18 protein-coding genes and 1 riboswitch are annotated in these 18,965 nt (G+C 42.6%); of the genes, 4 read left to right on the top strand and 14 right to left on the bottom strand.

All coding sequences use genetic code 11. The features are described from left to right. Positions 1-7: 7 nt before the first annotated feature. The 7 genes from RH061_RS07180 to RH061_RS07150 form a co-directional block, all read right to left on the bottom strand. Complete coding sequence (locus tag RH061_RS07180; protein WP_311074978.1) at positions 8-835, bottom strand: electron transfer flavoprotein subunit beta/FixA family protein; 828 nt, start codon at positions 833-835, stop codon at positions 8-10. Positions 836-1,480: 645 nt separating this feature from the next. Further along, a complete protein-coding gene (locus RH061_RS07175) occupies positions 1,481-1,726 on the bottom strand; it encodes an aspartyl-phosphate phosphatase Spo0E family protein (protein WP_311074977.1) in 246 nt (81 codons plus the stop codon). Positions 1,727-1,883: 157 nt separating this feature from the next. Beyond that, positions 1,884-2,417, bottom strand: a complete 534-nt coding sequence (locus RH061_RS07170) for a 1,2-dihydroxy-3-keto-5-methylthiopentene dioxygenase (RefSeq protein WP_311074976.1) — start codon at positions 2,415-2,417, stop codon at positions 1,884-1,886. A gap of 41 nt (positions 2,418-2,458) precedes the next feature. Next, complete coding sequence (locus RH061_RS07165) at positions 2,459-3,094, bottom strand: methylthioribulose 1-phosphate dehydratase (protein WP_311074974.1); 636 nt, start codon at positions 3,092-3,094, stop codon at positions 2,459-2,461. Then, positions 3,091-3,753, bottom strand: coding sequence for a 2-hydroxy-3-keto-5-methylthiopentenyl-1-phosphate phosphatase (locus RH061_RS07160; RefSeq protein ID WP_311074972.1), 663 nt, complete (start codon positions 3,751-3,753; stop codon positions 3,091-3,093). The genes RH061_RS07165 and RH061_RS07160 overlap by 4 nt, the downstream gene beginning before the upstream one ends. Beyond that, entirely contained in the window at positions 3,750-4,973 is a 1,224-nt protein-coding gene (gene mtnW, locus RH061_RS07155; RefSeq protein WP_311074970.1) for a 2,3-diketo-5-methylthiopentyl-1-phosphate enolase, read from the bottom strand. Before mtnW ends, RH061_RS07160 begins: the two co-directional genes overlap by 4 nt. A gap of 203 nt (positions 4,974-5,176) precedes the next feature. Then, positions 5,177-5,283, bottom strand: a riboswitch (SAM riboswitch). A gap of 75 nt (positions 5,284-5,358) precedes the next feature. Beyond that, positions 5,359-6,540, bottom strand: coding sequence for a pyridoxal phosphate-dependent aminotransferase (locus tag RH061_RS07150; protein ID WP_311074968.1), 1,182 nt, complete (start codon positions 6,538-6,540; stop codon positions 5,359-5,361). Between the two features lie 129 nt (positions 6,541-6,669). Between RH061_RS07150 and RH061_RS07145 the strand changes: the two genes are divergently transcribed. Then, complete coding sequence (locus RH061_RS07145) at positions 6,670-7,452, top strand: carbon-nitrogen family hydrolase (RefSeq protein ID WP_311076315.1); 783 nt, start codon at positions 6,670-6,672, stop codon at positions 7,450-7,452. Positions 7,453-7,519: 67 nt separating this feature from the next. Here the strand turns inward: RH061_RS07145 and RH061_RS07140 are convergent, their stop codons facing one another. From RH061_RS07140 to RH061_RS07125, 4 genes are all read right to left on the bottom strand, one after another. Continuing rightward, positions 7,520-8,104 (bottom strand): DUF2087 domain-containing protein, encoded by a 585-nt coding sequence (locus RH061_RS07140; RefSeq protein ID WP_311074966.1) that lies wholly within the window; start codon positions 8,102-8,104, stop codon positions 7,520-7,522. Positions 8,105-8,254: 150 nt separating this feature from the next. After that, on the bottom strand, positions 8,255-9,838 hold the full coding sequence (locus RH061_RS07135; RefSeq protein WP_311074964.1) for a PAS domain-containing sensor histidine kinase: 1,584 nt from the start codon (positions 9,836-9,838) through the stop codon (positions 8,255-8,257). A 188-nt stretch (positions 9,839-10,026) separates the two neighbouring features. Then, positions 10,027-12,321, bottom strand: coding sequence for a thiamine pyrophosphate-dependent enzyme (locus tag RH061_RS07130; protein ID WP_311074963.1), 2,295 nt, complete (start codon positions 12,319-12,321; stop codon positions 10,027-10,029). After that, on the bottom strand, positions 12,321-13,334 hold the full coding sequence (locus RH061_RS07125) for a 2-oxoacid:acceptor oxidoreductase family protein (RefSeq protein WP_311074962.1): 1,014 nt from the start codon (positions 13,332-13,334) through the stop codon (positions 12,321-12,323). Before RH061_RS07125 ends, RH061_RS07130 begins: the two co-directional genes overlap by 1 nt. A 318-nt stretch (positions 13,335-13,652) precedes the next feature. Here RH061_RS07125 and RH061_RS07120 point away from each other — a divergent pair, with 318 nt between their 5' ends. Both RH061_RS07120 and RH061_RS07115 read left to right on the top strand, forming a co-directional pair. Next, positions 13,653-14,696 carry an acyltransferase family protein gene (locus RH061_RS07120; RefSeq protein WP_311074961.1) on the top strand — a complete coding sequence of 348 codons (1,044 nt, stop codon included), beginning with the start codon at positions 13,653-13,655 and terminating at the stop codon, positions 14,694-14,696. A gap of 162 nt (positions 14,697-14,858) precedes the next feature. Beyond that, entirely contained in the window at positions 14,859-16,619 is a 1,761-nt protein-coding gene (locus RH061_RS07115) for a B12-binding domain-containing radical SAM protein (RefSeq protein ID WP_311074960.1), read from the top strand. A gap of 25 nt (positions 16,620-16,644) precedes the next feature. On the opposite strand, the gene RH061_RS07110 is transcribed toward RH061_RS07115, so the two are convergent. Further along, a complete protein-coding gene (locus RH061_RS07110; RefSeq protein ID WP_311074959.1) occupies positions 16,645-16,788 on the bottom strand; it encodes a hypothetical protein in 144 nt (47 codons plus the stop codon). Next, complete coding sequence (locus RH061_RS07105) at positions 16,788-16,949, bottom strand: hypothetical protein (RefSeq protein ID WP_023615140.1); 162 nt, start codon at positions 16,947-16,949, stop codon at positions 16,788-16,790. Before RH061_RS07105 ends, RH061_RS07110 begins: the two co-directional genes overlap by 1 nt. Positions 16,950-17,086: 137 nt before the next feature. On the opposite strand from RH061_RS07105, the gene RH061_RS07100 reads away from it, so the two are divergent. Further along, a complete protein-coding gene (locus RH061_RS07100) occupies positions 17,087-17,434 on the top strand; it encodes a DUF3905 domain-containing protein (RefSeq protein ID WP_311074952.1) in 348 nt (115 codons plus the stop codon). Positions 17,435-17,509: 75 nt separating this feature from the next. Here RH061_RS07100 and RH061_RS07095 read toward each other — a convergent pair whose 3' ends face one another. Further along, positions 17,510-18,865, bottom strand: a complete 1,356-nt coding sequence (locus RH061_RS07095; RefSeq protein ID WP_311074950.1) for a TrkH family potassium uptake protein — start codon at positions 18,863-18,865, stop codon at positions 17,510-17,512. Positions 18,866-18,965: the final 100 nt, after the last annotated feature.

Raw genomic sequence — 18,965 nt, 5'->3', positions numbered from 1 at the left:
AAATCAATCAAGAGTTGGCTGTTTTTAATTTGAATAAGTCCTTTCTTTCCATCAGAATTCCCATTAACTGATCTACCTGGGCATCGGGATTTCCTTCGATCCTTTTCCCGCCTTCAAGCTTAGGGGGACTGAACATTTTTCCGACAATCGTTGGCGATCCTTTTAGTCCCAACTGGGTCTTGTCAACATCCTCAAGGTCATTCACAGACCAGATGACAGGTTCATATCGCGCGGCATTGATCATATTAGGAAGTGGTGCATACTCTATGTCATTAATCTCTTTTTCCACAGTCAGCAAGCAAGGCAGCTGCGATTGCAGGACTTCGTAGCCGTCAATTTGCTTGCGCTTGATATGGACATATTTTTCTTCCTTATTAACCTCTGAAACTTCAATTACATTCGTGATAGGGGGAATATCAAGCCGGCGCGCAATACCCGGTCCTACTTGTCCTGTATCACCATCAATTGCATGCTTCCCGCAAATGATCAGGTCGATCGGATTGTCCTTCGAGATTTTTTCAAGTGCTTTGGACAGCGCATAACTTGTAGCAAGGGTATCTGCACCTGCGAAAGCCCTGTCTGAAATCAGGTATCCACGATCAGCGCCAATTTCTACACTTTTCTTGATAACAGCGACTGCCTGTGGAGGTCCCATTGAAAGAACTGAAATTGTTCCTCCTGTTTTATTCCTGATTTTGACTGCCTCCTGTACAGCATGAGCATCATACGGATTCAAGATGGCTGGTGCGCTTCGCCTGTCCAGAGTATTGGTCTTAGGATTGATTTTGATGATTTTCGTATCGGGCACTTGCTTGACACATACGACAATGTGCATACTCTCTTTCCCCCTCCTCAAAATGTAAAACTATTAATTTGTAAGCGGTTACTTTTAGCTATTTTCGGATCAACATCGTTTTCTATAAATGAGGGTAATTATTATGCCTTGCAGAAAACGAGCAGATGAAAATAGCCGAATTTAAAGACTTATGTGACATTATTTTATGATCAATCCAGTAAAATACTTTTCACACAGCCTTATTTAAATAAAATGCTATGTAGTACGATATATGAATCGTATTACATGCATAGTACCAACAATTAAAAAAGTAGATAACATAGTTGAATTTGTTTTGTGAAATATGAGGTTCAAACATTCACGAATCTGAAGAAGTCTAATGTAAAAAAGTGATTGAAAGTAAAGAGACATATTGAGGTGTGTTAACAGTATGATGATAAGAAGCTATCTATGTTAAAAATATATAAAATAAACATATAAAAATATGATAAAAATCACACAAAGATATATTATCGTGAAAATTTGAGCAAATTGTTAAATTTTTCTCAAGTGCTAAAAGCATTGGCCGTTCCTTCGTGTTCCATTATTCCGTACATCCTCTGCCTTTTATCTTTGCCTATTATACAATTAGCCACCGCCCGTTTTACTGGCAGTGGCTAATTGTTTGCGTATGTCTGCATGTTATCACGCATGCGATAAAATATATTGTTTCTTTGTGAGCAGGATCATTTGCCTGAAAAGAATTTTAGTTTTTTGCCGCTGTAATTCTGTCTCCCTGCATAATGACTGATATTCATAAATCAGAGTGTCGAGCTCCTGGCTGCGGCGGACTGTTTCAGCACTTGTATATCCTGTTTCCAGTGCAGAAGCCACCATCAATTCCCTAACGCGATCGATTTCCTTCAACAAAGCATTTTGCGATTGATACACTTCTATATCTCCTCTACTACTTTAATTGCTTAATAAAATAAATAGATTACTTGAAGAATTATGTCAAATGCCTAGATGAATGTAAATAGAATCGCAAAATAAGACAAGATTCACGGCTGAAAAAATTTACTTCGACAAAGTTTGTGGTTTGTCCTGATTACTGGCTCACTTTTTCCTCTTCGTAAATAGGAACCCAGCCTTCAGTTGTAACGAAAATTCTAACTGCAACTACCTGTCTGTCGTCCTGAAGCGTAAAGTAGTGCCGTGTATTTTCAGGGACTGAGATCAAGTCTCCAGGATTCAGGAACACTTCAAAAAATTCTCCGTCCTTCCCCTGAATGACAAACACTCCATGTCCGCTGACAATGAATCTTACCTCATCATCTGTATGATGGTGTTCCTGCTTGAAATTCGCCAAAAGCTGATCAAGATTCGGTGTATTGTCTGACAGTGAAATGACGTCTTGAGCTTTGTAACCTCTGCGTGCAGAGATATCTTCAATCTCCTCCTTGAAGGCTTCGAGGATTTGTTGTTTTTCTTCATCCGTTAACAAGAATTTTTCTTGAAGATTTGCAGGCAATTTATTGATCTCCCATTTTTCATAGATGACTTCCTGTTCATTCAGAAATGCTTCAACCTGCTGTTCATCGAGTATTCTTTCCTGTGTGTTTTGCTTTACGATAAATGCCATGTGAATCTCTCCTTTAGTTTAATTGTTTGCTGAACGATTCCTTAGACGACCTTGAACAGTTGGAATGGTTTGTGTTCGAGCAGCCTTAACTGGTAGCGGAATAAAAATTCCGTAGCCTCAAGAATTTTCTTTGCTTCAAATGCATTCCTTCCCCAAACAGTAATTCCATGGTTACGGATCAAAACCGCGCCAGTATCCCCTTTAACGTGCTCTGAAAATGCCTTTGCCAGGGTTGGTATATGTGCATAATTCGGAATAATAGGAATCTTAAGAACAGCATCTTCCTCCCAAATATTAAATGCCTTAATCAATTCCTGCCCCTGGAATTGTACCTCCCCCCTGTCTCCATAGACCTCGGAGATGACATTGTTGTCAATGGTATGCACATGGAGGCTGCAGCCAGCGTCTGTCTTTTTGTATACCTCGACATGCAGCAGTGTCTCAGCCGATGGCTTTAAACATGTTTCGTCAACCGGACGGCCGAATTGGTCAACAAGCAAAAAGTCTTCATCCGTCCGTTTACGCTTATCTTTCCCGCTCGCCGTTACAAGGAATTGCACCGGGTCACTGTTCACTTTAATTGCCAGGTTGCCGCTCGTTCCCATGAACCAATCACGCTCAGCCAGTTCTGCTTTGACGTCGGCCAGCTCTTCCCACTTACTTTCTAATGAGCTCATCCTCTCACCCCTGTCTCAGTTTTAAGTGCTTCAATACAGTCATAAAACGTTTCAAATGGTCTATGTTCTATCTCCCATTCTTCGCATTTATCCTTTAAGTAGTCTCTGGCAAGCACAAGATCTGCTTGTTTTGCAGCTTCCAGATCAGTTACGGAGTCCCCGATGACGATTTTATAGGCGCTGCTTTTTTCAAGTTTTCTCATGATGGATGGTTTACAGCAGCCGCAATCATTTGAACATTGATCATCGCAGCTGTTGGGCCATTCAATTTTTATCGTTTCTCCTGAAAAATCCGAACTGTTGCAGTAAACGCCAGCGAGGGGTCCGAATTGTTGAATGATAGGTTCTACGAAAAAATCAATTCCCCCGCTGACGATGTAAACAGGTATGCCTTCATCGCTCGCATAATCCAGGAATTCCTGAAAGCCTTGGCGGATCCTGGCATTCTGTACAGCAAACTGAATAATTTCTTCCTTTTTGGAGACCGGCAGTAGGGAAAACATTTTCCCTACTCCTTCCCTGATTGAAATACTGCGGTCAAGCACTGCTTCTTTAATCTCATCCCAGCCATCAGGCGCGAATTCTTTCATGATGGCAATGATATTGTCCTTTTCGGTTACTGTTCCGTCAAAGTCACAAAAAATAACTGGCTGTCTCACTTTGCCACCGCCTCTGACGAACCCCACAGACCTAAAGCTGTTTTCAACTCAGCATGCTCCAGCGCGCCTTCTTCAAGGCTTTTTTCCTGGAGTACGGTTTCAATAGCCTGTCTGAATGCCTTGCCGCCTCCCTGCGCTCCACCAGGATGACCATGGACACCTCCGCCTGCATTTATGATTGAATCTACTCCAAAATCATTAATTAACAGCGGCACCATTCCAGGATGTATGCCTGCCGATGGAACGGGAAATGCTCTCTTGAATACATCCTTGGATGTAAGTGCATCCGCAATGGAGAGTGCCTGCTCCTTTTCCAGGGCCACACTTCCATAAGGAGATGGGAATAGGGAAAAGTCTGCACCCGCATAGCGGATTAGCTTGCCGAGCAGCAATGAATGGGAAAAACCATATTCATCAGCCGATGTCAGCGCCCCACTAACCGCAGGGTGAGCCATGATTGGAATGCCGATTTCATCATCTTCTCTTAATTCCTGCAGGACATCGAGGCCATAGGCGAACACATTGAACAATAGCGCGTCAGCTCCAAGTTCAGCCGCTTTTCTGGCTTTGTCTTTCAACTGTGAGGTCCTTCCTGTCAGATTGGCCGCGTATAAGGTCCTGTGCCCAGTAGTTTCATAGACTTCCTCGAGAACCTGTTTACCAAACGTGACTCTCTTTTCGATCGGTGTAAGCTCATTCTCGAAGAGGATTTCGTCGTCCTTGATCAGATCCACTCCTCCAAGGCTTTGCTTTTTAAGCTGTTTTAGCAGGAAGTCCATATCACGTCCGATGACCCCTTTGAAGATGCTCATGAGCAACGGGCGATCATGGACACCAAGCTTCCTCCTGATTCCTTCAATCCCGAAGCGAGGACCCGGGAAGGCTTTTTTCAATTCTTTACCAAATTCAAGATCAACCAGCTTTACTTTGCCATCAAGCGAGAGTTTACCAAAAACAGTTGTCAAAATGGCTGGCAGGTCTGATGAAAAATTGAGGGCAGGATAAGCGATTTTGATTGTTGCCACTGTTTCTGAATTGTGGTCCAGACTTGAACCTTCTACAGAAACCACTCTCCCCTTATGCTTTTTTAATTGTCTTTGGTCCAGTTCCGGCAGGTCAGTCCAGGAACCCACTGTCAAACCAAGAGCGATTCCCTCTGCTTTTTTCTCCGGATTATGTTTGGCGTCATGGACTATGTAGGTCGCTGTAATTTCACTCATGAAGATCAATTCCTTTCAGTAGAAAAGCGCAAGCGCCTTGTCCAGCCCCGACAAGCGTTGGAGGGCCGGCCAGTGAAGTCGTTCTTTGACTTCATTGGCCGGACCGAAACGATCGAGGGGCTAGGCGCTGGAGCTAGACATTAATTTATTAACAAATAAAAAAACCTCTTCACAAAGAAGAGGTTAGAAAATACACTAAACTCTTCTCATCTTTCAGCTTTCGCTGCAAGAATTAGCACCGTGCCCAGCTATCGCTGGATCGGTTGCCGGGCTTCATCGGGCTCGTCCCTCCGCCTGCTCTTGATAAGAAAATAATTTAATCAAGTTATTTAATTGGTTAAAGTAAATTTGTTAATTAGGATTATGTCAGGTTCGCATTTCAATGTCAACTATTTTTTTTGAATATTTCCAAGCTTTCAATTCTGCTGACTGCTTCACGCATTCTCTCTTCCGAAGTCAGCAAGCCAACCCTCACAAAACCCTCACCATGCTCACCGAAGCCTACGCCAGGTGCAACGGCTATGTGTGCTTTTTCCAGCAAGTAATCCGCGAATCCAACTGAAGTGAATGGTTCCGGAACCTTCAGCCAGGCAAAAAATGAGCCTTTTGGGGCAGACACCTGCCAGCCAATCTTTGTCAGACCGTCAATAAGTACGTTTCTTCTAGATTCATATAAATCATTCAACTCAGCGACGCATTCCTGGGGTCCCAGCAAAGCTTCCGCTGCTGCTTCCTGCACCGCACCAAACAAGCTGACATACATATGGTCCTGCAGCAAATTGATTGCGGCAATCACACTCTTATTACCTGCCGCAAAACCAACACGCCAACCTGCCATGTTATAGGTTTTGGACAGCGTATAAATTTCGATTCCTACGTCCTTCGCGCCTTCGGACTGTAAAAAGCTTTGCGGGCGGTTCCCATCAAAGCCAATTGCTCCATACGCAAAATCGTGCACTACACAGATTTCATTTTTTCGAGCCAGCTCGATTGTCTGGTCAAAAAACTCTTTATCGGCCACTGCACCTGTAGGATTATTGGGATAGTTAAGAAACATCAGCTTCGCTTTTTCCAATTGTTCGGCAGTTAACTCATCATAATCAGGGAGAAAATCATTCTCTTCACGAAGTGGCATCGTTACCATCTTTGCCCTGGCCAGCTCGACTCCAGACCAGTAGTCAGGATAGCCGGGATCAGGAACAAGAATCGTATCCCCAGGATTCAACAGACATTGAGGAATTTCTACTAGGCCGGCCTTGCCTCCGAATAGGATGGCAATTTCTTCTTCTGGATCAAGGTCAACTCCGTACTCCCTTTTATAAAATGCTGCCGCAGCCTCTTTTAACGAACGCTGTCCTCTGAAGGGGGAATATTTATGGTTCACCGGATTCTCTCCAGCTCGCTTCAATTTTTCAACAATATGCGTTGGTGTCGGTTGGTCAGGGTTTCCCTGCCCCAGATTGATAATGTCTGCCCCTTTTTCTGTATATGCGCCAACCTTTTGCACCAGTGAAGCAAAAAATTGCTTGGGCAGGCTTTTCAGTAAATCCGATTGTGTAAATTCCATTTTTTCTCACCTGCTTAGGAAATATATTATTATTTGAAAATTTTAATTTGAAATTCTAGTCACAAATGATATAACGTAAATAGTAACTTGTAAAGAAATAATTTTCAGAAATTATGGCGGTGATCAATGATGAAATTTAAAATAGCTTGTCTGCAAATGGATATTGCGTTTGGGGATCCTGCAAATAACTACAAACATGCAGCTAAACTGATGGAACAGGCAAATGCCCAAAAACCTGATATTACAGTCCTCCCCGAACTATGGACTACCGGATATGATCTCGATAATTTAAAAACCACAGCAGAAGCAGGGGCACAAACAGCCAAAGCGTTTTTCAAGGATGCAGCTGTGAAATACAATTCGCATTTCATTGGCGGATCTGTTGCCAATAAAACAGAATCAGGCATTGAAAATACACTTCTTGTATTCGACAAAAATGGAGATCAGGCAGGAACCTATAGCAAGCTTCATTTGTTCAAGCTGATGGATGAGCATTTGCACCTGGCTGCCGGAAAGGGAAAAGGGCTGTTTTCCTTGGATGACCATAAATTTGCCGGCCTGATCTGCTATGATATCAGGTTCCCTGAATGGGTCCGTGCCCATGCACTAGATGATGTCGAAGCGATGTTTGTAGTCGCTGAATGGCCTATCCAGCGTATGGAGCACTGGAGGGCATTGCTCATCGCCCGTGCGATTGAGAACCAATGCTTTGTGGTTGCCTGCAACCGTGCTGGCTCTGACCCCAACAATACATTCGCCGGCCATTCGATGGTTATTAATCCATGGGGTGAAGTAATCGCTGAAGCTGGGGAAGGAGAGGAAATCCTTACTGCCGAAATCGATCTCGTCGAGGTTACGGAGGCAAGGAGCAGGATTCCTATCTTTACCGATCGCAGGCCAGAATTTTATTAATTTCCATTTAAATGAAAAACCGCCAAAGACTAAGCCTGTGGCGGTTTTCATGCTTCATCATAGGGAATCACTCAGGTTTTGCCCACATTTCTTCAGGGTTCAATTCATAGATCCCATTTTCACGATACATGTAATGATTGATGATGAATTCTCTCCTGATTGTCGCATAATCCTCATGGAACTTCGTGATATATTCGTTCAGCTCCTTTTCCGGATATTTTTTCCCGGCTATCAGACCACGAACCATATATTCGAAGACCATCAGCTTTTTCTTGCGTTGTGCCGGAATATTTTTTAGTTTTCCATCCTTCGTCAGGAAATTCTCGATCACCTTTTGCCTTTCGATATTTTGCTCGACCATTGCATCCACCTCCCCTTCTTTTTTCTGTATTAATTTTCCTAGCGTCCTTGCCTGTTGCTTGATTACTGACTCATTCAGGTGAAAATAAATCGTATTTTTATCCCTGCGTTCAACAATCACATTGATATCACGTAATTTCTTGATATGATGGGTAATCGTTGGCGGGGTAAGACCCAGCTTTCCGGCAATCGCCTGGCCATGCAATGGCCCATTGGCAAGTAATGCTATGATCCTGATCCTTGTAGGATCTCCCATCGCTTTATGGAAAGCGACTATTCTGTCCAATTGCATAGAACCACTCCGATAGATTTAATGTTTATCTAATTAGGTGTATATCTAATATAAATCATTCTGCCGGAAATTTAAAGGGGCTATTTGGAAATTTTTGATTTTTAATGGATTGGTCGTACCGTAGACAATGAAAAAAACGCCTGATTGATTTCAATCAGACGTTTCCTTGGTTACTGGCAAATAAATATGAAAGATCGTTCCGTGCCCCACTTCGCTCTCTATTTCAATTGTACCCCCGTGTTCTTCAACGATTTTGAAACTCACCATCAGGCCGAGTCCTGTTCCTCTCTCCTTTGTGGTGTAAAAAGGTTCCCCTAGCTTTTTAATTTGTTCAGCCGGAATTCCTTCACCTTCGTCCTTGATGCAAATATGTATTCTGTTCCCAGGGGCCTGACTGACGGTCACAGTCACAAAGCCGCCTTTTGACATAACTTCTATTGCGTTTTTTATGATATTGATAAATACCTTTTTTAATTGATTAGGTTCACACATAAGATCTGGCAATTCACCGTCATAAATGGTTTTGATTTGCACATCGTGGAGCACCGCCTGGGCGGTCAGAAGAGACACGGTCTCATTCATGATCTTTGAAATATCTGTATATTCGAATTTAATAGATTGAGGTTTTGCCAAAACCAGGAATTCATTGATGATTGAATCAATCCTTTGCAGTTCGGTCTTGATTACCTGGAAATATAGCGAATAAGCATCACCCGAGCTGCTCTCTAGCAGCTGGATGAACCCTTTTAGAGCTGTCATCGGATTGCGGATTTCATGAGCGATGCCTGCAGCCAGTTCCCCTAACATATTAAGAGTATCTGATTTATGCAGCTGGGCTTCCATCTCAATTTTTTCAGTGATGTTCCTGAAAACAACGAGATTCAAGTTATCGACCAAATGACGTTTGATACTGTATTCAAAATGCTTCATCCGGCCATCTTCATAGGGAATGGTAATCCTGCCGTCCAGCCTCCCTTTTCGAAGCAGTGCCTGTAACTTTTCATCAATTAATTCTTCGGAAAGTCCCAGATTCATGAAAAGCATCCTAAAGTTTTCCTCTTTCAGGTCCTCAGGCTTCAATTCGAGTTTTTCTAAACCTGAAGGATTAATCTCGTAGTGTTTACAATCTTCATCCCAAAGAATCATTCCTTCAAGCGATCCTTCAAAAATTCTCCTGAAACGCTCTTCACTTTTCCGGAGCTGCTGTTCCATATGATAACGGTCACTGGCATCACGGACAATTGTCATGTGATAGCCATCGCCGGCATTAAGCTTTACAGTAAATTCGAGCAGCCTCTTCTCCCCATTCGGCAGAAGAAAGAACGCTTCTTCACGCAATGCTCCTTTTTCATTGATCGTTTGTTTCATCGCTTTATATTTCTCGTCTTTTTGATAAATGAAGTCTGATATTTTATGTTTTAACATTTCGTCATGAGTGAGCCCAAAAATTTTACAGGTTGCTTCATTTACTTCAATGATTTTCCCGCACTTGCCCCAAAACACGATTCCATCCAATGTTTCCATGAAAAAAATTTTTAACAAACCATCATCCGTAATGATTTTTTCAGTAAAATTTGTAGCCCGGCCTTCTGCAGGGACCATATATACAAAAGAGTCAGATGCTGTTCTCTGATCATTATTGAACTTCTCTTTTAATGAGGAATTTTCTTGTTCTAAAGCGGCTATTTTTTCCTTCAGTGCCTTAATTTCATCTGCCATGCTAGCACTACTCACCAGAAAGCCTCCTTGCCGGATTCCCATTTTTCTAGTAATTTCTACATGGATGGTAAAAATCCCTTTAAAGTCGCGATTATTTTCTGAAGATCCGCAAACTTTCCAGCGAGGGATTATTCAACATAGTCTGGCAGTGACGGCTTGCTCTATGAAAAAGAGAAGCCAGGTCAATGGCTTCTCTTCGTATTTTATAGGTATTCGTTCTCATGCTTAGCCTTCAGGCGCTGCCATCTTTTCTCGACTTCTTCTTCAAATTCCACAAGCATATCCTTATTTTCTTCTTTCAAAAGATGCTTGGTTTTACCCATATACTTCAACCAGTCTGCCAACGGAATTTTCTTGTTTTTGGCTTCTGGATCATAAGTGATGTTTGTAATTCCTTGTTCCACCTCATAAAGCGGGAAGAAGTTCGAATTCACTGCTGCTTCGACAATTGTCTGGCCAAATCGGTCCTCTGATTTCCAGTTGAGCGGGCATGTGATCAATAGCTTACCGTAAACTGTGCCTACATTTTGCGCATACCACTGTGCCTTTGCAGCCTTCTTCACAAGGTCCTGCGGGAAAGCTTCTGTCCCAGTGAATACATAAGGGATATTGGTAGCTGCCATGATCTGGGCTGTATCCTTATGGTGGAATGCCTTACCCTTTTGTGCCTTTCCTACGTTAGATGTGCTCGTCATGTGTCCGAAAGGCGTGGAATAGGACAGCTGTGAACCAGTATTCATATAACCCTCATTATCGTATTCAAGCATGATCAGCTTGTGACCGCGAAGTGCTGTACCAATAGCCGATCCCATTCCGATGTCCATACCGCCATCACCGGTAACCATCACGAAGGTTGCATCTGCAGACACTTCGATTTCGCCGCGTCGCTTCAGTTCAAGGAAGGCCTCAAGCGTTCCTGATAACGTTGCCGCTCCATTCTGGAACAGATTATGGATTGTCGTCTGCTTATGAGATGTATGAGGATACGCTGTTGTAACAACGTACGCACAACCAGTTTGGAAAAGAATGACGAGATCTCCTTCAATCCCTTTAAAGAACAGCTCCAATCCGCCAAAGATTCCGCAGCCGGGGCATGCACCATGTCCTGATGCAATACGTTTCGGCTTGGAAGTCAAAGCTCTTAAAGGCGGAATTTTGACATTCAATTTATTTTTTTCTTCATCCCTTGATACCTGGATCAGCCCTGACTTATAGACATCCCCGTGCTGCGGTTCAATGACCTGCTTCAATACCTTTTCAGGATCTCCAGCAACGTGTCCATAGTAGTCGAACGGCTTTTCTGCGTAACCTTTTTCCATTGCATCAACCGCCATGGTGAAAAATGCTTCCGCATCATCTGCATAGAAATCTTTGCCGCCAAGCCCAAACACTCTGCTCTGGACGATTGTCGCATTGCTCTTATCTTCCTGAAGTGCTGATTTAATTTCGTGTGTAAGATTAGGACCATTTCCTCCGTAGGAATCAGCACGCTCACCTACAAGAAGTGATTTCACATTTTTCAATGCTTCCCTGATTTCCTGTGCCGGGAATGGGCGAATGATGTTTGGACTGATGACGCCGGCTTTGATTCCCTTCTCGCGAAGTCTGTCAACAACATCCTTGGCAGATTCTGCTGCCGAATTCAACAGGAACAAGGCAACATCTGCATCTTCCATTTTATATAGGTCGAGAATATCATAGCTGCGTCCTGATAGTTTCGCATATTCTGCAGCTACTTCCTTATAGACATCCTTCGCTTTGTAAATCGCTTCTGATTGCTGGAAGTGGTTGTTCATCAAGTCGTCGCCATTCATATGGGCGCCGATTGTCAATGGCTTCTTTGGATCCCTGGCAAAATTATATTCAGTCGGTGCCTCGCCAACAAATCTCTGTACTATAGCACGGTCTTTAAAATAGTTCACTTTACGCTTTTGGTGGGATGTAAAGAACCCATCATATGCAACCATTACAGGCAGGCGCACATCTGAGTGTTCTGCAATCTTCAGTGCCATAATGTTCATATCGTACACAGCCTGTGGAGTCCTGGCAGTAAGGATCACCCATCCTGTATTTAAGGCGAAATACAGATCCGAGTGGTCGCCGCGGATATCCAGCGGACCACTGATTGATCGAGTTACCAGGTTCAGGACCATTGGATAACGTGTACCTGATTGGACTGGAAGCTGCTCCAGCATATACATCAACCCGTTCGCACTGGTCGCGTTGAATACGCGGGCTCCGGTTGCTGCTGCACCGTAACAGATCCCTGCGGAGCCATGTTCTCCATCAGCAGGGATCAATTTGATATCATGCTCACCTCTTGATTTCATCATATCCAGATATTGCGCAACTTCTGTAGAAGGGGTAATCGGGAAATAGCCCATAATATGATAATTGATCTGAGCTGCCGCCATAGCCGCCATTTCATTTCCGGATTCAAAGGTTGTCACCTGTTCTGCTGTACTCATTGCCTTTACGTTTTCTTCAAGAATGGACATTAAGAAACCCCTCCAGTCACATAAGGATAGTTATGTTTTACTTGATTCTCCTCGGCATAGCCGATCATTTCCCTCAGCTCGCTCAACGCCGTAGTTGGACATGCCTCGACACACTTCAGGCAGCCTTTGCAATATTGATAATCAATTCCCTTAAGGAACATCTGCTTTCTGCCGCGTTTGTCTTCTCCTTCTTCCCAAACAAAGCAATAATCTGGACATGCAGTATCACATGCAGCGCAGTTGATGCATTCCTGCTGATTGAATTGAGGCAGGAACCCCTGTCTAGAACCGCTCAGATCCTTAAGGACACTATTTGCCTGGGCAGTGATGACTCCGCCGATTTCCTGTGTTTGATACCCAAGAAACGGCAAAGGACGCTCGAATTTCTTGCCTTGAGCCCCTTCTTCCGGTATATACGTTTTGAATTGAACTTCATTGTAGCCTCTCTCAAAGGTCCTGATATTCGGCTCTACAAAATGAGGATATTTTTTTTCAAACGTTTTGCGGATAACATTTTTCATCGCTCCAGGGTCAAGGAAATCAAGGATGCGGTACAACGCTCCCAGCATCGCTGTATTTACCTTTGTTTTTTCCTCGACAGCAATTGAAAGTGCATCGACAATTGCCAGGGTTCCGTGCTCTAGATTAAGATCTTTTTTGATGTCGTCAAAATCTCTCGTTGAATTGACCAAAAGAATACCGTCCGGTCGCAGTCCGCTGACTACATCGACCATTTTATAAAGTGCTTCATGGAATACACCGACCACATGCGGCTCTTCTATCGGACTGTGGACCCTGATTTCAGTTTCAGGTTCACAGAAGCGGACAAAGCTTTTTACCGGTGACCCCTTCTTCTCCGATCCATAAGAAGAAAAGTTGGAACCGTTCAAACCGAGACCGAGGACACCTGCTTCCGCAAGCATCTTTCCTGCAAGGTTTGCGCCAAGGCCTCCAATCGATTCAAGTCTTATCTCATAAAACCCTAATTCATTTTTCTTCGGTAAGATAGACATAATCTCCCTCCCCAATTTGGTTGTTAAGGTAATTGACTTAAAAACATTCCCCAATAATATTTTATAGACTTTAAGTTCATTAAGCTGTGACATAAATCAAACATTAGAGCTTTTTTATTGAAACACACCCAAAAAAATTTAATATAGGCCGTATGTTATAATGAAAAAGCTTTTATATAACAGAGACAAATTTGTAATAGCACAGAACCATATTCAGGAATTGGTTCCTTTATTTAGAGCAATTAGCCTAGTTTGATTTATCCATGGAAGGGTAAAAAAGGGTTAGTATTTTGGGGGTCTCTAATTAAGGGAGGAAATATGAAACAACGAGATTACTACTTTGACAATGCCAAGTTCATCTTGATTTTTTTCGTCGTATTTGGCCATCTTTTGCGCTCGTTCATTGAAGACAATGAAATGATCTATAATCTTTATAAAGTCATTTATACATTCCATATGCCAGCCTTCATCCTTGTTTCCGGTTTTTTTGCGAGGGGCTTCAATAAAAAAGGCTATGTAATGAAAATTGCCAAAAAATTAATACTGCCTTATTTCATCTTTCAGATGATCTATTCTGTTTTCTATTATTTCCTGTACAGCAAGTCTACTTTTACGATGGACCCGCTTAATCCACACTGGTCCCTATGGTTTTTGATCAGTCTTTTCTGCTGGAACATCATGCTGATTGGCTTTGCAAGACTTAACGCTCCTATTGGATTGTTGGTTGCCTTTGGATTGGGATTAGGTGTCGGCTATGTAGACTGGATATCCAACTACCTGAGCCTATCAAGGACCTTTGTCTTCTTTCCATTGTTCCTGCTTGGGTACCACTTGACGAAGGACCATATAAAAACATTGACAAGGCCCGCCTTCAAGGCTGGTGCATTGGTAACCTTCGCGATTGTCTTTTTTGGGTTCTATTTCAATCCAGATATAGACTATAAATGGCTTCTCGGTTCTAAACCATATTCATTGATGGAAGCAGCTTCGATATCAAGCATGTTCACACGGTTAGGCTTTTATCTATTAAGCCTGCTGATGGTTTTCAGCTTCCTGACCATTGTCCCGAAGAAGCAATATTTCTTTACAGACCTTGGCAAGAATACACTATATGTTTATCTGCTGCATGGATTTTTTGTACGAACCTTCCGCGAAAGCGAAGTCCAGGACTTCTTCCATAGTCCCGAGCGCTTCCTCTTGCTGGCGGCCATCGCCTTGCTGCTGACCTTCCTGTTGTCCAGCAAATACGCTGCCGCCATCGCACAACCGCTGATCGAATTCAAGACCTCACGGATCAGCCGGCTAAAATTAAGGTTTAACGCTATACTTCGCTTCTATCGTCGGAAGCTTTCAAGCCAGTAAATTTAGGATGAGATTTTAAGAGGCTGTCAAAATGGACCATATGTCCTTTTTGACAGCCTCTTTTCCTTATTCTCCTATTGAATTCAACCTGTCTTTTTTGTCCAAACTGAGATATAATTAAAAGTTGATTTGCTGCTGGATTTTTATAAAGGAGATTTTTCTATGAATATCGTTTTAACAACGCTTAACGCGAAATATATACACACAAACCTTGCAATCAGGTACCTGAAGGCATATGCTCAGCCTGAGTTTGACGTAAATCTTGTTGAGTATACCATCAAGGATCCTGTGATCAATATTGTGTCTGACTTGATTCAAAAGCAGCCTGATATTATTGGATTCAGCTGCTATATCTGGAATATTGAAGAGAGTATCAAAGTCATCAAGATGATTAAAAAAATCAACCCTGACATTAAAATCGTCGCAGGCGGCCCTGAGGTCACTTATGATGTCCTGGATTGGATGAAGGAAGTGCCGGAATTTGATTTCATTGTCATCGGTGAAGGTGAACAAACCTTCAAGCAGCTTCTTTCTGCAATGGCTTCTGGAGCAGGGTTTACGGAAGTACCTGGGATAGCCTATCGAAAGGGCGACAGCATCTCTATGAATCCTCAACAGAATAAGCTGGATTTAAAAGAGCTTCCGTCCCCATATCGGTTTGACGAAGACCTCCCACATCTTTCTAAAAGGGTAACCTATCTCGAAACAAGCCGCGGCTGCCCATTCAGCTGCCAATTTTGCCTATCTTCCATTGAAGTCGGTGTCCGCTACTTCGACAGGGAAAAGATCAAGGAAGATATCCGTTATCTAATGGCAAATGGTGCGAAGACCATCAAATTCGTCGACAGGACGTTCAATATCAGCCGAAGCTATGCAATGGAAATGTTTCGTTTCCTGATAGATGAACATCTGCCAGGGACAGTGTTCCAGTTTGAAATCACAGCTGACATCATGCGGCCTGAGGTTATTCAATTCCTGAATGATGAAGCGCCTGCCGGCTTGTTCCGCTTTGAAATTGGCGTACAGTCGACTAATGATTATACAAATGAGTTGGTCATGAGGAAACAGAATTTCGACAAGCTAAAGCGTACCGTAACAATGGTAAAGGATGGCGGCAAAATTGATCAGCATCTTGATTTAATTGCAGGTTTGCCGGAAGAGGATTATCAATCGTTCAAAAAGACGTTTAATGATGTATTTGCCATGCGGCCCGAAGAATTGCAGCTTGGCTTCCTGAAGATGCTCAGAGGGACAGGTTTGAGACTCAGGGCTGAACAGCATGATTATGTGTACATGGATCATTCTCCATATGAAATCCTCGGAAATAATGTCCTTGATTTCAATGACATCATAAAAATCAAACAGGTTGAAGACGTTCTTGAAAAATATTGGAATGATCATCGGATGGACCGTACTGTAGAATATCTGGTCACTAAGGTATTTCCATCACCATTTGATTTCTTCCAGGACTTCGGCTCTTATTGGGAGACAAAAGGTTGGTCCCGGATCGGGCATCAGCTTGAGGACTTGTTCAAGAGACTATACAACTTCCTTCGTGAAAAAGGTGTGGAAAATTTAGATTCGATCGAGAGCTTGATGAAATATGATTACCTGGCCAGCATGAAACACAAGCCACGGAAGCCATGGTGGGAACTTAGTCTGGACAAGCAGGATCGTTCTGAACTATACCGGGGAATCATCCAGAAACCTGCCGCCCTTGGCAATCAGTACTCTGAAATGAATATTAGTGAAAAGGATTTATATAAACACACTTTGCTTGAGGATATCACTATTGACCTGGTGAAGTTTATGGAAGATGGAGAAATCGAGCACTCTCCTTCTTATATGCTTGTATATTTTGATTCTAAGTTGAATACTCCACAGTTTTTCACTTTTAAAATGGAAGATGTAAAGCCGGCTTAATGCCGGCTTTTTATTTTGGCTCGCATCATTTGCAGTCTTTATCTGCTTTATTTTTCGCTTTTTTGCTATTAAAAGGAATTTCATACAGTTTACCAGCATTTATATCGCCAAATTCCATGCCAAATTCAACATTCAAAGGCTTTTGGTGCCGACCTTCATGCTTTTTCATCACGATCTTCCTTTCCTGCCTTGCTTTGAATTTCTGTTTGCAAATTTGCCAGGATCTTCACCGTGGGCAAACTCTGCAGAGAATTCACTTTCCTGAAGGTTTTTCTTAGGTGTGTTTGTATATTTAGCCAAAGCATTTCTTTCTGCCTTCCGTTTAGCCATTCTAACCACCTCCATACTCCTATTTTTTTCAATAAAAGATTACCTATGTACTAATTTGATTACCTAATTTTACAAAGGGGATTTCCTGATAAAAAACAGAATGAAACAAAAAATAAGCTCAAAAAGGAGGAGCAGAAATGGAAAAAAAAGAACGAGAGCTAAAACCATTGGATATTGAGGATACATTGCCTCACCAAATTAACGCTCCTAGTTTCAAGGACACTGGCATTGAAATGAAGGCGCCTTTCAAGAATGAACATGGTGTTATCATTGGAGACAGCCTGTACGCGTCCGAAAACTCCCCTCTTGAGAATTGGACTGACGAGACAGATCCCGCAGTCATGGCTGGTGATGAATGGGTTCATCCTACCAACGATATTGGCTGGAACACTGCGGAAAACAGAGAGCTTCTGGAAGAAAAGAGAAAGCCGCAGGGCTATCCATTCATGCACCCTACAAAAGATGTGAGCAAAGGCCAGGACTAGCAAAGTTTTCTGCCATTAGAACTGACAGATGTTTAAAAGCACAAAAAAATCCGGCATAACCCGGATTTTTTTTCTTTAACCTATGATCACTCGTTCTTGTGGATAATGAATTGCTTCTTTCTCTGTTTTTCCGCCAATGATCAACAGGAAGGAGATCACACCTACCCTTCCGATGAACATCAGAATAATCAGTACCATTTTTCCAATATCCGAAAGCTCTGGTGTGATTCCCATGGATAGCCCAGTTGTTCCAAAAGCCGATGCGACTTCAAATATGATCGCCAATAGCGTCTGGTTCTCTGTCATCATCAGAATAAGGACTGCAAAAAAACAAATAAGGACAGCCATGATGGATACAACCAAAGACTTGATTATATCGTCCTGATGCAATTCTCTATTAAATATTTTGATAGCCCTTCTGCCCCTTGCAAAGTGGTAAAGGAACAAGAGATTAAGCGCAAAAGTAGTCGTCCGGATCCCTCCGCCAACAGAGCTTGGAGATGCACCAATAAACATCAAAGCTGCCATCAGGAATAAGGTAGGATCGGTAAAATCATTTACATCCATCGTCGCCAATCCACCACTTCTGGTTGTGGTCGACTGGAAAAAAGCATAAAAGAATGAATCCAACAATGATTTATCAGATAAGAAATGATTATACTCCAGTGCCCAGATTGCAACCGTCCCGAAAATAAGGAGGCCAAGGAAAGTAATAGTTGTGATCTTGAGAAAAAGGGTGAAACGAAATGGGTGACTTTTTTTCCTTCTGAAAAGGAAACTCTTCAGTTCAACCAGTACAGGGAATCCAATAGCACCAAGGGTAATCAACAGCATATTGATGGTAACCACAAAATAATCCTGTGCATACGGAATCAGGGAGGCTCCTGTTATATCGAATCCTCCATTTGTCGTGGCACTGACGGATGAAAATAATCCATGGAGGAAAGCTTCTTGCCATGTCGGATAGTATTTTAAAAAATATAACCCTAATAGCAATGCCCCTATTAATTCAATAATGACAATAATCACAAGAATTTCTTTCAGCAGCTTCACAAGGCCTGCCATGGAAGTCTGATTCTGGTCCATCATGATCAATCTTCGCTCTTTGAGCCCGATTTTCTTCCTGATGATCAGCCAGAAGAATGTACCAAGTGCCATCACACCAATACCGCCGAACTGCAGGACGAACATGAGAATGAAAATTCCGGGTACAGTAAAAGTATCGCGGACGCTAATGACCGAAAGCCCGGTAACACTCACGGCACTTGCTGCAGTGAATAACGCATCCATGAAAGTCCATTTAGCACCGGGCTGGATGGCAACAGGCAAACTTAATAAGCTCATCGAGACAACTACCGCTATCATATAGTACGCAACGATAATTTGTGCAGGTGATAATTTGTCTAATCTTCTTCTTATATTAATCCACATAATTGCTTCCTTTCAGCCCTCATTCATATACATACCTATGATAAAGAATATCACCTGAATAATAAAGTACTTTCTTGCAATCATCGTCTCATCATCAAAA

Origin of the sequence: Mesobacillus jeotgali (genome assembly GCF_031759225.1) — a bacterium.
GTDB classification, from domain to species: domain Bacteria; phylum Bacillota; class Bacilli; order Bacillales; family Cytobacillaceae; genus Mesobacillus; species Mesobacillus jeotgali_B.
The sequence above is the reverse complement of the archived record's forward strand: the minus strand, read 5'-3'. Positions and strand labels throughout refer to the sequence as shown.

Coding starts and splice junctions, on each gene's coding strand:
- RH061_RS07180 (WP_311074978.1), bottom strand. CDS start 835: ATGCACATTGTCGTATGTGTCAAGCAAGTGCCCGATACGAAAATCATC.
- RH061_RS07170 (WP_311074976.1), bottom strand. CDS start 2,417: ATGGCATTTATCGTAAAGCAAAACACACAGGAAAGAATACTCGATGAA.
- RH061_RS07165 (WP_311074974.1), bottom strand. CDS start 3,094: ATGAGCTCATTAGAAAGTAAGTGGGAAGAGCTGGCCGACGTCAAAGCA.
- mtnW (WP_311074970.1), bottom strand. CDS start 4,973: ATGAGTGAAATTACAGCGACCTACATAGTCCATGACGCCAAACATAAT.
- RH061_RS07150 (WP_311074968.1), bottom strand. CDS start 6,540: ATGGAATTTACACAATCGGATTTACTGAAAAGCCTGCCCAAGCAATTT.
- RH061_RS07145 (WP_311076315.1), top strand. CDS start 6,670: ATGAAATTTAAAATAGCTTGTCTGCAAATGGATATTGCGTTTGGGGAT.
- RH061_RS07140 (WP_311074966.1), bottom strand. CDS start 8,104: ATGCAATTGGACAGAATAGTCGCTTTCCATAAAGCGATGGGAGATCCT.
- RH061_RS07130 (WP_311074963.1), bottom strand. CDS start 12,321: ATGTCCATTCTTGAAGAAAACGTAAAGGCAATGAGTACAGCAGAACAG.
- RH061_RS07125 (WP_311074962.1), bottom strand. CDS start 13,334: ATGTCTATCTTACCGAAGAAAAATGAATTAGGGTTTTATGAGATAAGA.
- RH061_RS07120 (WP_311074961.1), top strand. CDS start 13,653: ATGAAACAACGAGATTACTACTTTGACAATGCCAAGTTCATCTTGATT.
- RH061_RS07115 (WP_311074960.1), top strand. CDS start 14,859: ATGAATATCGTTTTAACAACGCTTAACGCGAAATATATACACACAAAC.
- RH061_RS07110 (WP_311074959.1), bottom strand. CDS start 16,788: ATGAAAAAGCATGAAGGTCGGCACCAAAAGCCTTTGAATGTTGAATTT.
- RH061_RS07105 (WP_023615140.1), bottom strand. CDS start 16,949: ATGGCTAAACGGAAGGCAGAAAGAAATGCTTTGGCTAAATATACAAAC.
- RH061_RS07100 (WP_311074952.1), top strand. CDS start 17,087: ATGGAAAAAAAAGAACGAGAGCTAAAACCATTGGATATTGAGGATACA.
- RH061_RS07095 (WP_311074950.1), bottom strand. CDS start 18,865: ATGTGGATTAATATAAGAAGAAGATTAGACAAATTATCACCTGCACAA.